Raw genomic sequence first — 21289 nt, forward strand, 5'->3', positions numbered from 1 at the left:
CTGCCTAGAAGCTGGAACCGGGCTGGCGCAGGAATTCCACTTCTTCCGGCGTAGAGGGCCGAGCGAGAATGGCGTTACGGTGGGGAAAGCGGCCAAAGCGGGCGATCACTTCCTGGTGACGCTGCGCATAATCGAGCATGCCGTCAAAACCGGGCTGCGCCTGCGACAGCAGTTGGAACAGCTCGACCGCGCGCGCCTGCATGGCCAGGTCTTCCGCGTGTTCGAACGGCAGGTACGCGAAGGCACGCAGCATCGGCGCCAGCTGCTGGTCAAGACGCTGTTCAGTCATCGACACGGCCAGCGCCAGCGCCAGGGCGTCGCCGGCAAAGGCGCGCGGCGTACCGCGGTACACATTGCGCGTCAATTGATCGAGCACGATAAGGCGCGCCAGCGCGCCGTGCGGCGTCGCGTCCCACGCGCGCAAGCCGCCCTCGATGGCGGCATCGATCAGCGCGCCGAAACGCGCGCGTATCTGCGCGTCGAAGCCGTCATCCTTGCGGAACCATGCCACGCGCGATTGGCCATAGTCAGGGTTATCCGGCGGCAGGAACCAGAAATCGAGTACACCTTGGGCCTGTGCGTCCATGTCCATCCTTTTCAGCATTCGTATCAATTACGGGCATGCGACAGCTGGAAGCCGGCGATGCCTTCGAAGGCGGCCAGTTCGGCCGACATGGCCGACAGGCTGATGCCCGTGTTCTTGCCATGCGCGATGGCGACAAAGCGCCATTCCTGCATGCCGTCGGTGCTGCCGATGGTCAGCGAGCCGCCGGCGATGTCGTAGCCGCGCTTGGCAGCCATGCGCCGCAGCGCATCTTCGCGCGGAACAAACCCTTGCTTGAAGCGCATGGTGATGGCCACTGCGTGGCGCGACGGTAACCAATTCTCCAATTTTGACAGAAAAATCATCGCCATCGCGCACATGAACGCCAAGCCCATAGCCGACAGATAAAAGCCGATGCCCACCATGATGCCAATCACGGACGAGGCCCAGATAGAAGCAGCCGTCGTCAAGCCGCTGATATTGAAGCCTTCGCGCATGATGACGCCGGCGCCGAGGAAACCCACGCCCGTGACGATACCCTGGATGATACGCGTGGGGTCGCTGCCGATGACGGTGCCATGGCCGCCAAACCAGAACTCCGGATAGCCGCCCAGCACCGTCAGCGCGGCCGAAGCCATGCAGACCAGGCCATACGTGCGCATGCCGGCAGCGCGCCCGTGATATGAGCGCTCATAGCCCACCAGCAAGCCCAGCAGCAACGCGCCAAGCAAATTCAGCAGGATCACGCCATTCGTCGCCAGCTCGGCCGGCGACCAGTAGGCGCGCAGGAAGTCGATCGTCGGCATTTAATTCTGGGGCTTTTTCATCAGCTGCTTTTCAAACGCCACATCGAGCTTGCTGACGCGGCGCGCCTTTTGCGGTCCCAGGCCATTCACGAAGGCGACAAAGGCATCCAGTTCCAGCGGCGGGCACAGGGGAGGCAAACCGGGACCTTCGGTGAGGAAAAACAGTTCATCGCCCGTGCGCGCCATCGTGTAGAGGCGATGGCCGGTGCGTTCCTTGAGCCGCTCGATGGCGGAGGTGGCGCGGGTCGAACGCATCAGATGGCTCCCGTGCGCTGTTCCAGCCACGCCAGCGCAGGCGCATCGGCCAGCGCGGCCAGGTGCGGCGCCAGGCGCGCGCGCACGGTGGCGTGATAGTCGTTGAGCCAGGCAGCCTCGTCGTCGCGCAACAGCGACCGCTCGACGCAGCGCGTGTCGATCGGGCACAGGGTCAGGGTCTCAAAGCGCAGGAATTCACCAAACTGCGTCGTCCCCGCAGGGACCGCTGGTACATTCAGCACCAGGTTCTCGATGCGGATGCCCCACTGGCCGGGACGGTAGATACCCGGTTCGATGGAGGTGATCATGCCTATCTCCATGGCTGTTTGCGGCTCCGGCATGGCGGACTGCGAAATCGATTGCGGGCCTTCATGGACGTTCAGGAAAAAGCCCACGCCGTGGCCCGTACCGTGGCCAAAGTCGATGCCCTCGGCCCACAGCGGTGCGCGGGCGATGGCATCTAACATGGGCGACTTCACGCCGCGCGGGAACTGCGCGCGCGACAGAGCGATCATGCTGCGCAAGACCAGGGTGAAATCGCGCCTGTGCTCGGCCGTGATCGTGCCGACGGGGACCACGCGCGTGATATCCGTGGTGCCGCCCAGGTACTGGCCGCCCGAATCGATCAGCAGCAAGCCGTCGCCTTCGATGGTCGCCTCGCTGCCCGCATGGGCATGGTAATGCATGATCGCGCCGTGCGCGTTGAAGCCGGCGATGGTGCCGAAACTGGGACTCACAAAATGCGCACGGCGCGCACGGCATGCCGTCAGGTGTTCGTCGACGCCGATTTCCGTCAAGGGCGCGCGCTGCGGGTCGGCCAGGGTACTGTCGAGCCAGCTGAAAAATTCACACAGGGCCGCGCCATCCTGCTCCATGGCGGCGCGCACGTGCGCCGCTTCGCTATCCGTCTTGCGCGATTTGGCCAGGGTGGTCGGATTGATCGCTTCCACCACCCGCACCGATTCAGGCACGGCCTGGCGCGTGCCGAAGGTCATGCGGCGCGGGTCCAGCAGCAAGGTGGTGCTATCAGGCAGGGCCGCCAGCATGGCGCCGGCACGGTCATACGCAGCCACGTCCACGCCTTGGCTCTCCAGCGTGGCGCGCAGGGCGGCGGGCAGCTTGCCATCGGCGACAAACAGGGTGGCGCGCTCCGGACCCACCAGCGCATGCGCGAGGAAGACGGGGTTGTAGCTCACGTCGGCGCCGCGCAGGTTGAACAGCCAGGCGATATCGTCGAGGGTGGAAATCACATGGTGGCTGGCGCCGTGCACCGCCATGCTGGCGCGCAGGGCCGCCAGTTTTTCAATACGCGACAGGGCCGGATACGCCGCCGCATGTTCCACCACGGGCGCGGCGGGCATGGCAGGACGCTGCGGCCAGACGGCTTGCAGCAGGTCAGTATCGGTGCGCAGGGTTACCTGCGCGCCCAGCGCCTGCTGCAGCAGGCGCGCATTGGCCAGGCCCAGCACGGCGCCATCGACGGCCACCGTCTGCCCCGACTGCATGGTCTCGCCCAGCCAGTCGATATACAACACGCTGGCACCGGAAGGGATTTTTTTCAGGACGATGCCGCTGCCGGCCAGTTCCGTTTCCGCCTGCTCCCAGTAGCGGCCATCGGTCCACACGCCGGCGAAATCCTGCGTCACGACCAGGGTGCCGACCGACCCCGTAAAGCCGGACAGCCACTCCCGGCCCTGCCAGCGCGCCGGCAGGTACTCGGACAAATGCGGGTCGGCCGAGGGCACGATGCAGGCATCGATGTGCTGGGCGCGCATGGCGCTGCGCAGTTGCGCCATGCGCTCAGCGGGGGCAGCGGTGGAATGGACAGGAGTGGCGGCGTGGTCTGGTGTCTGCATGGGAGCGAAAATGGCGCGATGCTGGGAAGCACCTATGATACCGCGATTAGCAGCCGGGCTGCACTCGGTGCAACGCCAGCAGCACCCCGGCGGTAGCGGCGATTTTTTCCAGCAGCGCCTCATCATGCGGCAACCACGGCACGGCACCCAGCTTGTTCCCCTTCGCTACCACCTCGATCGCCACCTCGGCGCCATCCTTCGTGACCCTGCCGGTGGTCAGGTGGATCGCATGCCGGCCCACCATCAGGTGGCGCGCTTCGAGCGCCATTCGGCCGTCCTCGATCTGCTCCGCGAATACCTGTTCCAGCACGGTGCGTCGCATGCCCGTCATCGGTCCCGGTGCCAAGTTGGCCAGGTAAAACAAGCGCTCTTCGCGCTGCACGCTTTGCTCTTCTTCCACCAGCGCCAACGCACTGGCGCTGACCAGCAGATCCACCGCGCGGCACGCTTCCGAATATGCCACCGGCGCCATCGGCATCATCTGCGCGGGCGCCAGCCCGTTTGACGTGCAAGCACCGCCCGCACCTGGATACACACGTCCCTCGATGCGCAGCAATACGCGCCAGGCGCCGAACTGGCGCGACAAGCCTTCAGCGTCGTCCAGCCGCCAGCCTTCGCGGCGGGCCAGTCCCAGCAAGGTACGCAGCGACAACTGGTAACCGGAAAATGGGGCACTGCCGTCGCCGGGCGGTGCATAGATTTCACGATACACCTGGCGCAGCGGCTGGCGCACGCGCCGCTGTGTCACCAGCGCCTGCCAGGCGGCGCGCTGCTCGCCGCTGCCGTGCAAGGGGTGCCACAGGCCGATTTCGCCTTGCTCAGGCAATTCCACTGGCTTCCCCTGCGCATCGATGGCGCCCTTCCCGTCGAGCATAAAGGCCAACCCATCGCCCGTGCGCCAGACCAGCGCGCGCGCCACCGCGTCAATATCGGCATCGTCGCGCAGGACACGCCATTGGTCCAGGCTAAACCACACCTCGCTGGCGTAGCCCGCTTCCAGGCGGCGCGCCAGCGTGGCCTGGCGCCGCTTGCCCATAGGGCCCGGCATGCCGATCCTCCAGGCGATATCGGACCGTTCGGCCAGCATCCGTTCGGCCGGTTTCAGATTGCGTTCCAGCTTCTTGCGGATGCCCGCATGGCGTACCTGCGCCAGCGCCGTGCGCAGGGCCAGCAAGCCTTCCGGCGTGGGGATGGTTTCCACCGCATGACCCAGCGCCATCGCCAACGACTGCGACGGCGCGCTCTTGGCCGCGCCGGGCGCGACGCATACCAAAGGCAGCAAGACGGTGATCACGGGCCTGAACCATTCATCATCGCGATAGGCGGCGACCCGCGCGGCGCGCGCCAGCACCGGAGAGTCTGCCGTGGCAAAGGCGGCATCGGCCGCATACGGCACGCTGCCGTCATGGATGGCGGCGATATGGCGCGCCGCCTGTTCCAGTATCGTGCGCGCAAAATCGACATACGCCGCATCGTCGGCCAGCAATTCGGCGGGGTCCGCCTCGCCGATGCTGTCGCGGTTCCAGTGGCCGCTGTAGCGCGAACCGGCCAGCGCCAGCAGGGACGCTTGCGCCAGTTGCGGAAGTAGTTCCAATTCCTGCAAGGTCAATGGCATTAGATAATGGACGTGACGCTCCTCCATTACCTGCGCAAATTGCGCAGGGGCGTCGCCGCCAGCAAGGCGCGCCAGCAGCCAGACAGCAAAATGCTGCTCGCCCCAGCGCGCAGGTTCGTCAAGGATGCGCTGGGCCAGGCGTGCGCTGCCTTCCGGCACCTCGCCGTGCAAGCAAGCCAGGCAGCCGATTGCATAGTCCCAGTCATGCACGCCGGCCGCGTCCAGCGCATCGAGAAACATGTCGCCTGCCAGCGCCGGTGCCAGGTTCATGCTGGTCGCTTGTGCCGATAGCGCCATCGCCAGTTCGCGCCGCGCAGGATCGTCATGGTCGAAGCGCGTCGCGCGGTGCAACGCACCCCAGACGGCGCCCAGTTCTTCGGGCGTCCAGCCTTTGAAATCGACCGGCGGCCCCGTGAAACGCGCATGCTCGACAAAGCCGCCATCGAGGCGCACGCGCAGGGCTGCGGCGCGAGTGGTCTCAGATGGCATCATCGGCCTCATAGCCGCGCAAGCCTTCCAGGTCCAGCACGCGAATGCCGCCATAATCGAGGCGCAGCAAGCCTTTCTTTTCCAGCACTTGCAAGGCCTGGTTGGCGCGCTGGCGCGAAGAGCCGGACAGCAGGCCGATTTCCTCCTGCGACAGCTGCACCAAGGTATCCACGCCAGGGTACAGGTGCGAATTGAACATCGAGGCCAGGCAGCGCGCCACGCGCGTGTTCAGATCCAGCAGGCGCTCGTTTTCCACCATGCCAATGAACTGTCCCAGGCGCTCATTGAGCTGCATCAGCAAAAAGCGCGTGAATGGCAGGCTCGTTTCCAGCAGCCAGTGAAAGGTGGCGCCGGGCAGGCGCGCCACGCGCGTGTCGCGCAGGGCCATGGTGTCGTATTTGCGGATTTCATTCTTCAGCAATGAACCTTCGCCGAACCAGCTGCCGGGCGGCACGCCGATGAAGGTCATGGCCTTGCCCGCAGCGGAAAAATTATTCATCTTGACCATGCCGCTGATGACGCCGATCCAGTTATCCACCGGCTCGCCCTTGCGGCAGACAAAACCGCCTTTCGGCACAAAGGTTTCAAACACATCCGCCTCGACCCGGGCCATTTGCACGGGATCGAGCAGCTGCGCCCAGTTGGCCGCGCGCACGGCATCCTTCAAACTGATATCAGGGTAGGTCATTGTGCGATGCACCATCGAAAAGTGGGTAAATGTCCCCGAAAAGACAACTCGGCAAACTAACGCAAGCTACTATCATTGCACAAACGCCTCACACATAAAAACACAGAGCGCCATCCAACGAGGTGGCGCCTGAGACAAGCAACAGGGAGACACTGGTGCAAACGACTACCACAGCAACGATGCCGACTTTTCCGCGGCGCTTATTGCAACACGGGACAGTACGATCCGACAAGCCCGCATTCCGCGAAAAACACCTGGGCATCTGGCAAACCTGGACCTGGTTTGAGGTCAACGAGGAGGTGCGCGCGCTGGCCTGCGGCCTGGCTGCCATCGGCTTCCAGCGCGGCATGAACTTGGCCATCATTGGCGACAACCGTCCCCGCCTGTACTGGGCCATGCTGGCCGCGCAAAGCCTGGGCGGTGTGCCCGTGCCACTCTACCAAGATGCGCCGGCCGCCGACATGGCCTATGTGCTGCAGGATGCGGAAATCCGCTACGCCATCGTCGAAGACCAGGAGCAGGTCGACAAACTGCTCGAACTCAAGGCCCTGTATCCGCACATCGCCCACATCGCCTATGACGATGAACGGGGCATGCGCCATTACCGCCAGCCGGAACTGATGTCCTTTGCCGCCCTGCAGGTGCTGGGCAGGGCCTACGACCGCGAACATCCCGGCTTCTTCGACGCTGCGGTGGAAGCGGGACGGGGCAGTGACTCCGCCGTGATCCTGTACACCTCGGGCACCACGGGCAAGCCGAAGGGCGTGTGCCAGAGCCACACGGCGCTACTGGCGGCCGGCGAAGGCGGCGTGGCCTTCGACAAACTCACCGACGACGAAGACATCCTGTCCTACCTGCCCATGGCGTGGGTAGGCGACTGCCTGTTTTCGCTGGCGCAGGCCATGGTGGCCGGCTTCACCGTCAATTGCCCCGAATCGGGCGACACGGTGATGATCGACATGCGCGAAATCGGCCCCACCTGCTACTTCGCCCCGCCGCGCGTGTTCGAAAACATGCTCACCAGCGTGATGATACGCATGGAAGACGCCAGCAGCATCAAGCGCCACATGTTCAGCCATTTCATGGACGTGGCCAAGCGCTGCGGCGCGCAGATTTTGGACGGCAAGCCCGTGTCGCTGGCGGATCGCCTCAGCTACAAGCTGGGCGAGCTGCTGGTCTACGGCCCCCTGAAAAACGTGTTGGGGCTGTCGCGCGTGCGCGTCGCCTATACGGCCGGCGCCGCCATTGGCCCCGACCTGTTCCGCTTCTACCGTTCCATCGGTGTCAACCTCAAGCAGTTGTACGGCTCTACTGAAACCTGCGCCTATGTGTGTCTGCAGCCGGACGGCAATATCAAGTTCGATAGCGTGGGCTTGCCCGCGCCCGGCGTGGAAGTCAAGCTGGCGCAAAATGGTGAAGTGCTGGTGAAGTCGCCGGCCACCATGAGCGGCTACTTCAAGCGTCCCGATGCCACGGCCGAAGTGATCGACGCCGACGGCTACTTTCATACCGGCGACGCGGGCGTGTTCGATAGCGAAGGCCACCTGAAAATCATCGACCGCGCGGCCGATGTCGGCAAGCTTTCGTGCGGCGCCATCTTCGCGCCCAACTACATCGAAAACAAGCTCAAGTTCTTCCCTTTCATCAAGGAAGTGGTGGCCTTCGGCCATGCGCGCGACCAGGTATGCGCCTTCATCAATATCGATATTGAAGCGGTGGGCAACTGGTCGGAGCGGCGCGGCATCGCGTATGCCGGCTACACCGACCTGGCGGCGCGCACCGAAACCTACGGCTTGATCCGCGACTGCATCGAGCAGGTGAATGCGGAACTGGCGACCGATCCGCTGATGGAGCGCACGCAGATCCACCGCTTCCTGGTACTGCACAAGGAGCTGGACCCGGACGACGACGAGCTGACGCGCACGCGCAAGGTGCGCCGCAAATTCATCGCCGAAAAGTACGCGGTGCTCATTTCCGCCCTGTATGAAGGCAAGGCAACGCAATACATCGAGACCCAGGTGAAATTCGAGGATGGCCGCACCGGTTCGACCAGCGCCGACCTGCAGATCTGGGACAGCAAAACGTATCGGCCCCAAGGCCTGGCCGCATGATGGAGCACAGCACGATGCAAATGAACGAACCCGACGCCCATTTCGGCACGGCCCGCAAGACCGGTCCCGTGATCCTCGACCTGAAGAACATCTCGCTGTCGTTCGGCGGCGTGAAAGCGCTGACCGACATCTCGTTTGACGTCAAGCAGCATGAAATCCGCGCCATCATCGGCCCGAACGGCGCCGGCAAAAGCTCGATGTTGAACGTGATCAATGGCGTGTACCGTCCGCAGCAGGGCGAAATCATTTATCGGGGCGAGCACCGACGCGGCATGGACTGCTACCAGGCTGCCAAGTCCGGCATCGCGCGCACCTTCCAGAACATCGCCCTTTTTAAAGGCATGACGGTGTTAGATAACATCATGACAGGACGCAACCTGAAGATGAAGTCGAATTTTCTCTTGCAAGCCCTGTACTGGGGACCGGCACGGCGCGAGGAAATCGAGCACCGCAAGAAGGCCGAAGAGATCATCGACTTCCTGGAAATCCAGGCCATTCGCAAGACGCCTGTGGGGCGCCTGCCCTACGGCTTGCAAAAGCGCGTGGAACTGGGTCGCGCGCTGGTGGCCGAACCGGAAATTTTGCTGCTGGATGAACCGATGGCCGGCATGAACGTCGAAGAAAAGCAGGACATGTGCCGCTTCATCCTCGACGTCAACGACCAGCTGGGCACGACGATCGTGCTGATCGAGCACGACATGGGCGTGGTGATGGATATCTCCGACCGCGTGGTGGTACTCGACTACGGCAAGAAGATCGGCGACGGCACGCCCGACGAGGTGCGCAGCAACCAGGATGTCATCAACGCCTATCTCGGCGTGGCGCACTAGACAAGGAATAGCAATGAATATCAATTTTTTCTTTGAAGTGCTGATCGGCGGCCTGCTGTCAGGCGTCATGTACGCGCTGGTGGCGATCGGTTTTGTCCTGATCTACAAGGCTTCGGGCGTGTTCAATTTTGCGCAGGGAGCGATGGTATTCTTTGCCGCCCTCACCTGCGTCGGCATCATGGACAAGTTCGGCCTGTCGCTATGGCTGGCCATCCCGCTGACGATGCTCACCATGATCGTCCTGGGCATGGCGATTGAAAGGGTGGTCTTGCGCCCCCTCGTCAACCAACCTGAAATCACGCTGTTCATGGCCACCATCGGCCTGACCTTTTTCATCGAAGGCCTGGCGCAGCTGATGTGGGGCTCGCAAGTGCACAAGCTGGACCTGCCCATCGAAGACGTGCCGATGCAGTTCCTGATGGACCGCTTCGACATCAACATCTCGCAGTTCGACCTGATGGCGGCCGGTATCTGCGCGCTGCTGGTGATCTGCCTGGCCCTGCTGTTTTCGAAAACCAAGGTGGGACGCGCCCTGCGCGCCGTCGCCGACGACCACCAGGCGGCGCTGGCGGTCGGCATTCCGCTGCAGCGCATCTGGGCCGTGGTGTGGGGTGTGGCAGGCCTGGTGGCCATGGTGGCCGGCTTGCTGTGGGGCGCGCGCAACGGCGTGCAGTTCGCCCTCACCTTCATCGCCTTGAAAGCACTGCCGGTGCTGATCCTCGGCGGCTTTACCTCGGTACCCGGCGCCATCGTCGGTGGCTTGATCATCGGCGCTTCGGAAAAGCTGGCCGAAGTCTACCTCGGCCCCATGGTGGGCGGCGGCATCGAAGGCTGGTTCCCGTATGTGCTGGCCCTGCTGTTCTTGCTGGTGCGCCCGGAAGGCTTGTTCGGCGAGAAAATCATCCGGCGCATCTGACGCCGCACCGCCGCCGCATGATGCACACCATGCACACCATGCATACGACGCACAACGCTACCGCTCCATCGCAAAGGACACGCCATGATTTACCGTGAAGCAGGACAATTCAAGACCAGCTACCAGGCTGACAACCAGATTTTTCCGATCCGCCAGGACCGCCTGGCGCTGACGGCCACGCTCCTCGTCGCCGTCTTCCTCCTGCCGTATTTTGCCTCGCCGTACATGCTGTCGGCGATCCTGATTCCCTTCCTGATCTTCGCGCTGGCAGCACTCGGCCTGAACATCCTGACCGGCTACGCAGGCCAGCTGTCGCTGGGTACGGCCGCCTTCATGGCCGTGGGCGCGTTTGCCTCGTATAACTTCATGGCCCGCCTGCCTGGCTTGCCGCTGCTGGTGTCGTTCATCCTGGGCGGCCTGTGCGCGGCCATGGTGGGCATCGCCTTCGGCCTGCCCTCCTTGCGCATCCGCGGCTTTTACCTGGCCGCCTCCACGCTGGCGACGCAGTTTTTTGTCGTCTGGTGCCTGACCAAGATCCCGTACCTGACCAACTACAGCTCCTCGGGCGTGATCACGGTGCAGAAAATGACCATCCTCGGCTACCAGTTCGATACGCCGCAAAGCAAATACCTGCTGGTGCTGGCGATTGTTGCCGGCATGGCCCTGCTGGCCAAGAACATGATCCGCTCGAACGTGGGCCGCTCGTGGATGGCCGTGCGCGACATGGACATGGCCGCCGAAGTGATCGGTTTCAGACTGATGCGCACCAAGCTGCTGGCCTTCGCCGTCAGCTCGTTCTACTGCGGCGTGGCCGGCGCGCTGTATGCGTATGCCTACCTGGGCACGGTGGAACCGGAAGCGTACAACCTGGACCTGTCCTTCCGCATTCTCTTCATGATCATCATCGGCGGCGTCGGTTCGATCCTGGGTTCCTTCCTCGGTGCGGCCTTCATCGTGCTGCTGCCCGTCTTCCTGAACACCATCGCGCATGGCCTGGCATTGCCGACCAGCGTGGCCTCGAACCTCGAACTGATGGTGTTCGGCGCGCTGATCATCTTCTTCCTGATCGTCGAGCCACACGGCCTGGCCAGGCTGTGGCAGATCGCGAAAGAAAAATTACGCCTCTGGCCTTTCCCGCACTAACGGTCTTACTTCGCAGTCCGATGTCGGTTCACTTGAATACCAAATAAAACAAGAGGAGACACAATGAAACACATCAAATCGCTCATGCTGGCCGCCGCCATCGCCAGTGCCACGCTCACCATTGCCGGCAGCGCGCAGGCGCAAGACAAGGAGCAGTACATCGCCCTGCCGTCTTACCGCGTGGGCCCTTACGCGGCCGGCGGCTCCGGTTTCTACGGCGGCATCATCGACTACTTCAACCTGGTCAACCAGGCCGGCGGCGTCAATGGCGTCAAGATCAGCTGGGAAGAATGCGAAACCGAATACAACCCGTCGCGCGGCGTGGAATGCTATGAACGCCTGAAAACCAAGCAGGGTGGCGCCACCCTGGTCGAAACCCTGTCCACGGGCGTCGCCTACGGCATCCTGGACCGCGTGGCGCAAGACAAGATCCCCATGACGATGATCGGCTACGGCCGCTCGGACGCCGCCAACGGCAAAGTCTTCCCATATGTGTATCCGCTGATCTCCAGCTACTGGAGCCAGGCCGCCGCCATGATCAAATACCTGGGCGACAAGAATGGCGGCATGGACAAGCTGAAAGGGAAAAAAATCGTCCACCTGTACCACGATTCGGCCTTCGGCAAGGAGCCGATGCCCGTGCTGGAAGCGCTGTCGAAACAGTACGGCTTTGAACTGGTGAAAATCCCCGTCGCGCCGCCCGGCAGCGAGCAGCAATCGCAATGGCTGCAAATCCGCCAGGCCAAGCCGGACCACGTGATCCTGTGGGGCTGGGGCGTGATGAACTCTGTTGCCATCAAGACGGCGCAGCGCAACGGCTTCCCGCGCGAAAAAATGCTGGGCGTCTGGTGGGCCGGCTCCGAGGAAGACACGATTCCATCGGGCGACGCAGCCAAGGGTTACACGGCGATGACGTTTAATACGCCGGGCAATTACCCCGTGCTGGACGACATCCGCAAGAAACTCTACACGTCCGGCAAGGGCAATCTGTCCGACCAGTCGCGCATCGGCTCCGTCTACCACATGCGCGGCGTGACGGCCGGCATCCTGTGGGTGGAGGCGATCCGCGTGGCACAGGAAAAATTCGGCAAGGGCAAACCGATTACGGGCGAGCAGATGCGCTGGGGCCTGGAAAACCTGAACGTCGACGATGCGCGCCAGAAGGCCGTCGGCGCGCTGGGCATGTTCCCCACCGTGAAAACCAGCTGCGACGACCATGAAGGCTCGGGCGCCGTGAAAGTGCAGCAATGGGATGGCAAGAAATGGACCGCCATCACGCCGAAATGGATCGTCGGCGACAAGGCCCTGGTGCGCAAGCTGGTCGAGGAATCGTCAGGCAAGTACGCCGAAGAGAAGAAGATCACGCCGGCGTGCATGAAGTAATGCAGTAGGCGAGAGGAACCGGACCGGCCACCGCCGGTCCCGTGTTTAACATTTTTAAAGAAGCAGCCATGACCCACACTGCCACGCAATCCCCGATCCAGGCGGACGCGCCGCCGCCCTATCTGTCGGTGAACAATATCGAAGTCATCTACGACCACGTGATCCTGGTCCTGAAGGGCGTCTCGCTGCAAGTGCCGCAAGGCAAGATCGTGGCGCTATTGGGCGCCAACGGCGCCGGCAAGTCGACCACCTTGAAAACCATCTCGACGCTGCTGCGCGGCGAGCGCGGCGACGTCACCAAGGGCGAGGTCCAGTTCAAGGGCGAGCGCGTGGATCAACTGACGCCAAATGAATTGGTCAAACGGGGCCTTTCGCAAGTGATGGAAGGGCGCCACTGTTTCGGCCACCTCACCATCGAGGAAAACCTCTTGACGGGCGCCTACACGCGCAGCCTGTCGCGCGGCGAGCTGAAAGACGCGCTGGAGAAGGTGTATCACTATTTCCCGCGCCTGAAAACGCGGCGCAGCAGCCAGGCCGGCTATACCTCGGGCGGCGAACAGCAGATGTGCGCCATCGGCCGCGCGCTGATGGCCAAGCCCTCGATGATTCTATTGGACGAACCCTCGATGGGCATCGCGCCGCAGATCGTCGAAGAGATCTTCGGCATCGTCAAGGACCTGAACCACAAGGAAAACGTGTCTTTCCTGCTGGCCGAGCAGAACACCAACGTGGCACTGCGCTACGCCGACTTCGGCTACATCCTGGAAAACGGACGGGTCGTGATGGAAGGACAAGCCCAGGAACTGGCCAGCAACGAAGACGTCAAAGAGTTTTATCTGGGCGTCTCCAGCGCCGGGCGCAAGAGCTTCCGCGACATGAAGTTCTACCGCCGCCGCAAGCGCTGGCTGGCCTGACCGGAAGGAAGCATCATGGACCTGGAACGGGCCAAGCAAGTGTGCCGCGGCTTTCCCGGCGCGACAGAAGACATCAAATGGACGAACGTGCTGGCGTTTTCCGTTGGCGGCAAGCTGTTCGCGCTGTGCGGCGCGGAAGCGCACAGCACGCGCGGCATCAGCTTCAAAGTCGATGCGGAACGCTTCCTGGAACTGACGGACCGCCCCGGCTTTCGCCCTGCACCCTACCTGGCGCGGGCCAAATGGGTGCTGGTCGCTAGCCCCGACGCGCTAGACGACGGAGAAATGGCGGCCCAGCTGCAGCGCTCATACAGCCTGATTTTTGCGGGACTGACGAAAAAAATGCAACGTGACATTGGAGAATCAGCAACATGACCGATACGCTCGACAGTCTGGAAGCACGCGCCCCGGAAGAACGCGAACGCGAATTGATGGCCGGCCTGCCGCAACTGATCGCGCGCGCACAGGCGGCGCCGGGCTGGGCCCGCATTCTCGATGGCGTCAACGCGGCCGACATCACCAGCCGCGCCGCGCTGGCGCAACTGCCCGTCACGCGCAAGTCCGACCTCAAGCAATTGCAGCACGGCGCGCTGCCGTTCGGCGGCTTGAATACGACGCCGAAGAACGCCTTGTCGCGCGTGTTCGTCTCGCCCGGCCCCATCTTCGACCCAGAAGGCCGCGGCCCGGACTGGTGGCGCTTCGCGCGGCCCATGTATGCGGCCGGCGTGCGCGCCGGCGGCTTGCTGCAGAACTGCTTTTCATATCACTTTACGCCGGCCGCCTTCATGGTCGAAGGGGGCGCCGCACGCATCGGCTGCACCGTCATCCCGGCCGGCATCGGCCAAACGGAAATGCAGGTGCAGGCGATGGTCGACCTGAAGCCGGACACGTATATCGGCACGCCGTCATTCCTGAAACTGATCATCGAGAAGGCGCGCGAGATGGGCGCCGATATCAGCAGCGTCACCAAGGCAGTGATGGGTGCGGAAGCCTTGCCCGAATCCTTGCGCAGCTGGTTTGCCGAGAATGGCGTGCCGCACGTGTTCCAGACCTATGCCTCGGCCGATATCGGCAGCATCGCCTATGAAACGGCCAGCAATGGCAAGCTCAATCCGGGCATGGTCGTTGACGAAAACGTGCTGCTCGAAATCGTCCATCCGGGCAGCGGCATTCCCGTCGCACCGGGCGAAGTGGGTGAAGTCGTCGTCACCGTCTTCAATGCCGACTACCCGCTGATCCGCTTTGCCACTGGCGATTTATCGGCCGTGCTGATGGACGCGGCGGATTCGCCGTGCGGGCGCACAAATACGCGCATCCGCGGCTGGATGGGACGCGCCGACCAGACCACCAAGGTGCGCGCCATGTTCGTGCATCCGTCGCAGGTGCATGAAATCGCGCGCCGCCATCCGCAGATCAAAAAGGCGCGGCTGGTGGTATCGGGACGCATGGCCAACGACGAAATGGCTTTGCATTGCGAAGTCGACGATCCGTGCGACGCCAGCGGGGTGGAAGCCATCATCGGCTCGATCCGCGAACTGACCAAGCTGCGCGGCGACGTGGTGCTGGTGGCAGTGGGCAGCCTGGCGCAGGATGGCAAGGTCATTGACGACATGCGCGATTACAAATAAGGCCGATTTGCGGGATAATACCGGCATTGACCATCAGCCCCATTCATCGCCATGCAAGAGTCCATGCAAGAATTTCATCACAACCGTGCCCGTGACCTGATCAAGAACGCGGAACTGCTGTTCGACCAAGATACCGTGCAGGCGTCGATCACGCGCATGGCCGATGTACTCAACACACGCTTCAACGCAGAGGACTCGAAAGAGTTCCCACTGGTGCTGGGCGTGATGGGCGGCGCCGTCGTATTTACGGGCAACCTGCTGCCGCAACTGAGCTTCCCGCTCGAATTCGACTACATCCATGTGAGCCGCTACGGCGACGACGACAAGGGTGGCGAAGTGGTGTGGAAAGTCATCCCCCGCTCGAACGTGGCGGGCCGCACCGTCATCGTGCTCGACGATATTCTCGACGAGGGCGAAACCCTGGCGCACGTCAAGCAGCGTTTGCTGGATATGGGCGCTTCCGAAGTGATCCTGGCCGTGTTTGCCGACAAAGCCATCGGCAAGAAAAAGCCCGTGCAGGCGGACATTGTCGGCCTGGTGATCCCGAACCGCTTCGTCGTCGGCTTCGGCATGGACGCGTACGGCTACTGGCGCAACCTGCCGGGCCTGTGGGCCATCAAACCCGAGGATTTGAAGCAGGAGTAAGGATGGATCGGATGACGCGGCATGCCGCATCATCCGGCAGCACCAGCGTTACAGCTTCAGGCGCGCGCGCGCCGCATCGTATTCGGCCTTCAGGCGCGCCACCATCTCTTCCACGCTCGGCACGTCATCCATCAGACCTACGCCCTGACCGGCGCCCCAGATGTCGCGCCAGGCCTTGGCGCTGCCGGAACCAAAATTCATCGAACTCTTGTCCGCTTCGGGCAAGGCTTCCGGATCGAGTCCGGCCGCGACGATCGATTTTTTCAGGTAATTCCCGTGCACGCCCGTAAACAGGTTCGTGTAGACGATGTCCGATGCGGCAGACTCGACGATGGCGTCGCGGTAACCGTCGCTGACGTTCGATTCCTTGGTCGCCAGCCAGCGCGAGCCAATGTAGGCAAAGTCGGCGCCCATGGCTTGCGCGGCCAGCACGGCATCGCCGGTGGCGATGGAGCCCGACAACGCCAGCGGACCGTCAAAGAATTTGCGCACTTCACCCACCAGCGCGAACGGCGACAGGGTGCCAGCGTGACCGCCAGCGCCGCTGGCCACCAAAATCAAGCCGTCGACACCCGCCTCCAGCGCCTTTTTCGCGTGACGGATCGAAATCACGTCATGCAGCACGATGCCGCCATAACTGTGGATGGCGTCGAGCATTTCCTTGGGCGGCGCGCGCAGCGAGGAAATGATGATGGGAATCCGGTGTTTCACGCATACTTCCACGTCATGCGCCAGGCGGTCGTTCGACTGGTGCACGATCTGGTTAACGGCGATCGGCCCCACTTTTTTGTCGGGATTGGCAGCCTGGAAGGCTGCCAGCTCGGCTTGCAGCTCCGTGAGCCAGGTGTCGAGCAATTCGGCGGGACGCGCGTTCAGGGCCGGGAAAGAACCGACGATGCCGGCCTTGCACTGCGCCGCGACGAGGGCCGGACCGCTGGCGATGAACATCGGCGAGGCGATAACGGGTAGGGAGAGGTTTTGCAACGCAACAGGCAATGCCATGGCGGACTCGCTGGAAAGTTGATCGGGATGAGGGACACACTGAACAATGATTATAGTGCAGAAAAAGTACGATCGTGCTGAATTTATCGCCTGGCCGTTTCAGCCCTCGTTGAGCAAGTACTCACTCTCGACTCTTGCCGCTGCAGCTCTCACCAGCTGCAACACGGCCCACTCGGCCAGCGCAGCCGCCTCCTGGCGCAGGAAACGCCGGTTAGCCTCTTCGAAGACGGGCATGCCACGCAGCAGGGCCGGTATCTCGGCGAGGGCGATGCGCTGGCGTTCCAGCAGCAGGAATTTCAGCAGCACTTTCACCGCGTTCTGCGCATTGCGCACGGGGTCGGACGACAGGTAATCAAGACGCGAATAGGCGCGCTGCAGGGCACCAGCAGCGTCCTGGAAGGGGCGTCCATGGCCGGGAATCACCACACGCACGTCCAGGCTGGCGATCAGGTCGAGCGTGGCGCGCGCTTCAAGAAAGCCGGAGCCGCCATCGAGTTCGGGGAAGATCACGCCAAAGCCGTTTTCCCACAGGGCGTCGGCAGAAATAAGGATGCCCTCGTCGGCACAATAAAAGATCAATGAATGGGGATCGTGGCCGGGCGCGCCCAGCGCCTGCCAACGCAGGTCGGCCAGGGAGAATGTGTCGCCGGGGGAAATGGTGGCGTCAAAGCCGAAGCGCGGACATTGCTGGCCCGTAGCCTGGAAACTGAGAGCATCGACATCCCACACTCTCACCTTGTCCGCTTCCGACACGGGAATGGCCGTCTGGCAGCCATATTCGGCTTGCAGCAGCGCGTTGCCGCCGCAATGGTCGGAGTGCAGATGGGTGTTGAACAAGCGGTCCAGGGGCCGGCCGGCCAGGCTATGGCGCAGCAGGGCCAGTGTTTGCGGCGCATGCGTGACATAGCCGCTGTCGATCAGGGCCGCGTCATCCTTGCCCTTGAACAGAATGTTATTCGACGACAGCCAGCCGCGTTCAAACACCTGCATGGAATCGGGGAACAGCGCTGGCGATCGCGGCATGGGCTTCCTCAGTAATCGGGCTCGAAGTCGAGCAAAGCTTCGCGGCCTGGCAATTCGGCCCATACGGCGCGCTTGAAGTCGTCATCGGCCTTGCTCCAGGCAATAATCTCGTCGAGCGTGCGCAAACAGCCTTCGCACAAGCCACTGTTGCGGTTCATCTTGCACAGGCTGACACAAGGCGACGGCACCGGTGACGGCAAGGGGAGCGGAACGGCTGGCGGAGGTGGGGTAGCGACCATCATGGAGCGGCATCGGTAAACGTGAAGGCTTTCATTATGCCGCGAAACCATGCCGGCGAGGCGATAGCGTCGCCATGCAATGTTTCCGTGAATATATTTTCAAGCGAAAGCATGATCAAAAACTTATCTTCTGGAAATTTATTTTGCAGTCCGTTCTCACTCTGCGGGTATCCGTCCTACAACACGATTAGGCCAGATCCTGCTTGACTTGAGATATTTCAGAACTATACTACCATCCATACAGATGGCAAATGGATGCCACGGGGAGTTTTTGGAGACTTATGGCCAAGCAAGACAGCAAGCCCAAAATTGGGGAATCCGAGAAAATCACGATCAACCTCGGTTTGATCGACCTGGGGCAAATCGATCTGCTGGTCCAGGAGGGATTTTATTCCAACCGCACGGATCTGATCCGGACGGCGATACGCAATCAGCTAGGTATCCACGCCGACGTGGTGAAACAAACCGTCGCCCGTAAAAGCCTGGTATTGGGCATGCAGCATTATTCGCGCGCCGACCTGGAGGCGATCCAGGCAGCCGGCCAGCGCCTGCAAATTCAGGTTCTGGGACTGGCCAGCATCGCCAGCGACGTCTCCGTGGAACTGGCACTGGCCACGATCGAGTCGATTTTCGTATTAGGTGCCCTGCACGCCAGCACCGTCGTCAAGACGGCGCTAGCAGGGCGAATTCACTAGCGTATTGGTTCGCGGCGATGACCCGGCCGATGCGCGGCACCGTAAGGATAGTCATGAAACTACCTCTCAACATGTTGGCGCACATGCGCACAGCAACCCGCAATCTGATGGGCCAAGGTCCTGCTGCCGCCACCGAAGCCATCCAACAGGCGCTGGCCGCGGCCGGCCTGGCGCCGCAGGCAGCGTCCGCGCAGCAGCCACCACCGCAGGCCATGCGCGACATTAATCCACCACCGGCGCCACCACCGGCACCGCCATCAGCGCAGGCCCGGGCCGCGCAGCCGCAAGCTGATGCTGCGCCGGAAGCGCCGCCTGTGCCGCCCACGCCCGCGCAGGCGGCGCAGGATTTCGCGCAGGATTTCATGGCGCGCCTGGGCGTGCCTGTCGGCCTGGGGCAGCACAGTTTCGACATGCCCAGCTTCGAAATGCCGAGTTTTCATCCGCCAGGTTTCAACGCGCCGGCCACCACGCCGGCCGAACTCCCCGCTGGCGCACAGTTCATCGACGGCGTTTACCGCAACCATGCGGGCACGCGCTCCTACAAACTGTATATCCCCAGCAGCTATCACGGCCAGGCCATGCCGCTGATCGTGATGCTGCACGGCTGCACGCAAAATCCCGACGATTTCGCGGCCGGCACGCAGATGAATGCGCTGGCCGAAGAAAAGGAATGTTTTGTCGTCTATCCGGCGCAGACGCAGGGTGCCAACAGTTCGCGCTGCTGGAACTGGTTCAATGCCATCGACCAGCAGCGCGACCAGGGCGAACCGTCGCTGATCGCCGGCATCGCGCGGCAAGTCATCGACGACTACCCGGTGAATGAACGCGAAGTGTTCGTCGCCGGCCTGTCGGCGGGCGGCGCCATGGCCGTCATTGTCGGCACCTTGTACCCGGATTTGTTTGCCGCCGTCGGTGTGCATTCGGGCCTGCCGTTCGCCTCGGCAAAGGACTTGCCGTCGGCGCTGGCCGCCATGAAGGGCGGCGCCATGCCCAATGCCCAGCGCCAGGCGCCGGCGGGCGGCGTGCCCATCATCGTTTTCCACGGCGACCGCGACACCACCGTCAACCCGCGCAATGGCGATGAACTGATTGCCCAGGGCGTGCGCAGCCAGGCGGGCGGCAAGGCTGCCAAGGCCGCTTCCATGGATGGCAGCGTACCGAATGGCCACCGCTACACGCGCACCACGCACAGCCAGGCCGATGGCTCGCCGCTGGGCGAACACTGGGTCATCCACGGCGCAGGTCATGCCTGGTCCGGCGGCAGTGGCAGTGGCAGCTACACGGATGGCAAAGGGCCGGACGCCAGCCGAGAGATGCTGCGCTTCTTCAAGACCGTTAGCTGATGTTTTCGGTGTAGGGCGCGATCTGGCGCTGCTTGTCGGCGATCTCGCACACGCCATCGGCATACCGGTTGGAGATGGCGATGAACTGGTCCTGGATCTCCAGGAAGGCGTCGACGATCTCGGCGTCGAAGTGCGAACCGCGCCCCTCGACGATAATCTGCACGGCCTGCGCATGGTGCATGCCCTGCTTGTAGATGCGCCGGCTGATCAGGGCGTCATATACGTCGGCCAGCGCCATCAGGCGCGCCGAAATCGGAATGTCTTCGCCTGCGAGTCCTAGCGGGTAACCGCTGCCATCCCATTTTTCATGGTGGCTGTAGGCTATCTCCTTGGCGTACTTGAGGAAATCGACTTCGATACCCAGCTCGTGTTCGGCCGCCAGGATGGCGTCGCGCCCCAGGGTGGTGTGCGTCTTCATGATGGCCATTTCGTGTGGTTCGAAACGCCCCGGCTTGAGCAGGATATGGTCGGGGATCCCCACCTTGCCGATATCATGCAGCGGTGCCGTCTTGAACAGCAGTTCGATATTCTTGTCCGTCAAAAAATCACGGAAACGCGGCAGGCCGCGTACTTTCTCGGCCAGCGCCTTCAGGTAGTGCGAGGTGCGGCGGATATGGTTGCCCGTCTCGCTGTCGCGCGTCTCGGCCAGCGAGGCCATGGCGTGAATGGTGACGTCCTGCAGCGCCGCCACTTCCTGCACGCGGCGCTCCACTTCCGTTTCCAGGTAATGATTCTGGTCGCGCAAAAAATCCTGCATCTGCTTCATCGCCAGCTGCGTCCTGATGCGCGCCAGCACGATGGGCGCCGAAATCGGCTTGGTGATGTAGTCGACGGCGCCCAGGGCCAGGCCCAGCTGCTCGTCGGCCACTTCGCTCATGGCGGTCACAAAAATTACGGGTATGCCAGCCGTGGCGGGATCGGCCTTCAGCGCGCGGCACACATCGTAGCCGCTCATGCCCGGCATCATGATGTCGAGCAGGATCAGGTCGGGCTGGTCGCCGCCGCCGGCGATCTTCAGGGCGCGCTCGCCATTCACGGCGATCTTGGTCCGGTAATCGTCTTCCAGCACCGCGCGCAGCAGGTCGATATTATCTGGCGTGTCGTCGACTACCAGAATGGTTGGCTTGCTTGCTGGGGCTCTCATGCCCGTCCTTCGTTCTGCAT

At 62.7% G+C, this 21289-nt stretch carries 21 protein-coding genes; 11 read left to right on the forward strand and 10 right to left on the reverse strand.

Annotated elements, in window-relative coordinates:
• Window positions 1–4: 4 nt before the first annotated feature.
• The 6 genes from ACP7DE_RS19120 to ACP7DE_RS19145 are packed head-to-tail and all read right to left on the reverse strand — an operon-like array spanning window position 5 to window position 6253.
• On the reverse strand, window positions 5–592 hold the full coding sequence (locus ACP7DE_RS19120; protein WP_426073626.1) for a DUF924 family protein: 588 nt from the start codon (window positions 590–592) through the stop codon (window positions 5–7).
• A gap of 17 nt (window positions 593–609) precedes the next feature.
• On the reverse strand, window positions 610–1350 hold the full coding sequence (locus ACP7DE_RS19125; RefSeq protein ID WP_426073559.1) for an MgtC/SapB family protein: 741 nt from the start codon (window positions 1348–1350) through the stop codon (window positions 610–612).
• Window positions 1351–1605 (reverse strand): hypothetical protein, encoded by a 255-nt coding sequence (locus ACP7DE_RS19130; protein WP_426073560.1) that lies wholly within the window; start codon window positions 1603–1605, stop codon window positions 1351–1353.
• The gene (locus ACP7DE_RS19135) at window positions 1605–3461 is read right to left on the reverse strand and encodes an aminopeptidase P family protein (protein WP_426073561.1); all 1857 of its coding nucleotides are present in this window, start codon (window positions 3459–3461) and stop codon (window positions 1605–1607) included. Before ACP7DE_RS19135 ends, ACP7DE_RS19130 begins: the two co-directional genes overlap by 1 nt.
• Before the next feature lie 46 nt (window positions 3462–3507).
• On the reverse strand, window positions 3508–5568 hold the full coding sequence (locus tag ACP7DE_RS19140) for a DUF4132 domain-containing protein (RefSeq protein ID WP_426073562.1): 2061 nt from the start codon (window positions 5566–5568) through the stop codon (window positions 3508–3510).
• Window positions 5555–6253, reverse strand: coding sequence for a Crp/Fnr family transcriptional regulator (locus ACP7DE_RS19145; protein WP_426073563.1), 699 nt, complete (start codon window positions 6251–6253; stop codon window positions 5555–5557). The genes ACP7DE_RS19140 and ACP7DE_RS19145 overlap by 14 nt, the downstream gene beginning before the upstream one ends.
• Window positions 6254–6432: 179 nt before the next feature.
• Between ACP7DE_RS19145 and ACP7DE_RS19150 the strand changes: the two genes are divergently transcribed.
• The 9 genes from ACP7DE_RS19150 (at window position 6433) to ACP7DE_RS19190 (ending at window position 15823) form a co-directional block, all read left to right on the forward strand.
• A complete protein-coding gene (locus ACP7DE_RS19150) occupies window positions 6433–8364 on the forward strand; it encodes an AMP-binding protein (protein ID WP_426073627.1) in 1932 nt (643 codons plus the stop codon).
• A gap of 14 nt (window positions 8365–8378) precedes the next feature.
• On the forward strand, window positions 8379–9194 hold the full coding sequence (locus ACP7DE_RS19155; protein ID WP_251349535.1) for an ABC transporter ATP-binding protein: 816 nt from the start codon (window positions 8379–8381) through the stop codon (window positions 9192–9194).
• Window positions 9195–9213: 19 nt separating this feature from the next.
• Window positions 9214–10110 carry a branched-chain amino acid ABC transporter permease gene (locus ACP7DE_RS19160; RefSeq protein WP_198521486.1) on the forward strand — a complete coding sequence of 299 codons (897 nt, stop codon included), beginning with the start codon at window positions 9214–9216 and terminating at the stop codon, window positions 10108–10110.
• 84 nt (window positions 10111–10194) lie between these two features.
• Entirely contained in the window at window positions 10195–11253 is a 1059-nt protein-coding gene (locus ACP7DE_RS19165; RefSeq protein WP_034752817.1) for a branched-chain amino acid ABC transporter permease, read from the forward strand.
• Window positions 11254–11316: 63 nt separating this feature from the next.
• Window positions 11317–12636, forward strand: a complete 1320-nt coding sequence (locus ACP7DE_RS19170; protein ID WP_426073564.1) for an ABC transporter substrate-binding protein — start codon at window positions 11317–11319, stop codon at window positions 12634–12636.
• A gap of 68 nt (window positions 12637–12704) precedes the next feature.
• Window positions 12705–13550 (forward strand): ABC transporter ATP-binding protein, encoded by an 846-nt coding sequence (locus ACP7DE_RS19175; RefSeq protein ID WP_426073565.1) that lies wholly within the window; start codon window positions 12705–12707, stop codon window positions 13548–13550.
• A 15-nt stretch (window positions 13551–13565) separates the two neighbouring features.
• Window positions 13566–13925, forward strand: coding sequence for an MmcQ/YjbR family DNA-binding protein (locus ACP7DE_RS19180; protein ID WP_426073566.1), 360 nt, complete (start codon window positions 13566–13568; stop codon window positions 13923–13925).
• A complete protein-coding gene (locus tag ACP7DE_RS19185; RefSeq protein WP_426073567.1) occupies window positions 13922–15178 on the forward strand; it encodes a phenylacetate--CoA ligase family protein in 1257 nt (418 codons plus the stop codon). The genes ACP7DE_RS19180 and ACP7DE_RS19185 overlap by 4 nt, the downstream gene beginning before the upstream one ends.
• A gap of 63 nt (window positions 15179–15241) precedes the next feature.
• Window positions 15242–15823 (forward strand): hypoxanthine-guanine phosphoribosyltransferase, encoded by a 582-nt coding sequence (locus ACP7DE_RS19190; protein WP_035823544.1) that lies wholly within the window; start codon window positions 15242–15244, stop codon window positions 15821–15823.
• Window positions 15824–15871: 48 nt separating this feature from the next.
• On the opposite strand, the gene ACP7DE_RS19195 is transcribed toward ACP7DE_RS19190, so the two are convergent.
• From ACP7DE_RS19195 to ACP7DE_RS19205, 3 genes are all read right to left on the reverse strand, one after another.
• A complete protein-coding gene (locus ACP7DE_RS19195; protein ID WP_099761116.1) occupies window positions 15872–16825 on the reverse strand; it encodes an NAD(P)H-dependent flavin oxidoreductase in 954 nt (317 codons plus the stop codon).
• Window positions 16826–16924: 99 nt separating this feature from the next.
• On the reverse strand, window positions 16925–17848 hold the full coding sequence (locus tag ACP7DE_RS19200; RefSeq protein ID WP_426073568.1) for an MBL fold metallo-hydrolase: 924 nt from the start codon (window positions 17846–17848) through the stop codon (window positions 16925–16927).
• Between the two features lie 8 nt (window positions 17849–17856).
• Complete coding sequence (locus ACP7DE_RS19205) at window positions 17857–18006, reverse strand: DUF1289 domain-containing protein (RefSeq protein ID WP_426073569.1); 150 nt, start codon at window positions 18004–18006, stop codon at window positions 17857–17859.
• A 362-nt stretch (window positions 18007–18368) separates the two neighbouring features.
• On the opposite strand from ACP7DE_RS19205, the gene ACP7DE_RS19210 reads away from it, so the two are divergent.
• Window positions 18369–18782 (forward strand): CopG family transcriptional regulator, encoded by a 414-nt coding sequence (locus ACP7DE_RS19210; protein WP_034783786.1) that lies wholly within the window; start codon window positions 18369–18371, stop codon window positions 18780–18782.
• Window positions 18783–18835: 53 nt separating this feature from the next.
• Window positions 18836–20125 carry an extracellular catalytic domain type 1 short-chain-length polyhydroxyalkanoate depolymerase gene (locus ACP7DE_RS19215; protein WP_426073570.1) on the forward strand — a complete coding sequence of 430 codons (1290 nt, stop codon included), beginning with the start codon at window positions 18836–18838 and terminating at the stop codon, window positions 20123–20125.
• Here the strand turns inward: ACP7DE_RS19215 and ACP7DE_RS19220 are convergent.
• Window positions 20118–21269 carry a response regulator gene (locus ACP7DE_RS19220; protein WP_426073571.1) on the reverse strand — a complete coding sequence of 384 codons (1152 nt, stop codon included), beginning with the start codon at window positions 21267–21269 and terminating at the stop codon, window positions 20118–20120. The two genes, ACP7DE_RS19215 and ACP7DE_RS19220, sit on opposite strands and share 8 nt — an antisense overlap.
• Window positions 21270–21289 lie beyond the last annotated feature (20 nt).

The organism is Janthinobacterium sp. DSP2-3-3 (genome assembly GCF_049897325.1).
Lineage (GTDB): Bacteria > Pseudomonadota > Gammaproteobacteria > Burkholderiales > Burkholderiaceae_D > Janthinobacterium.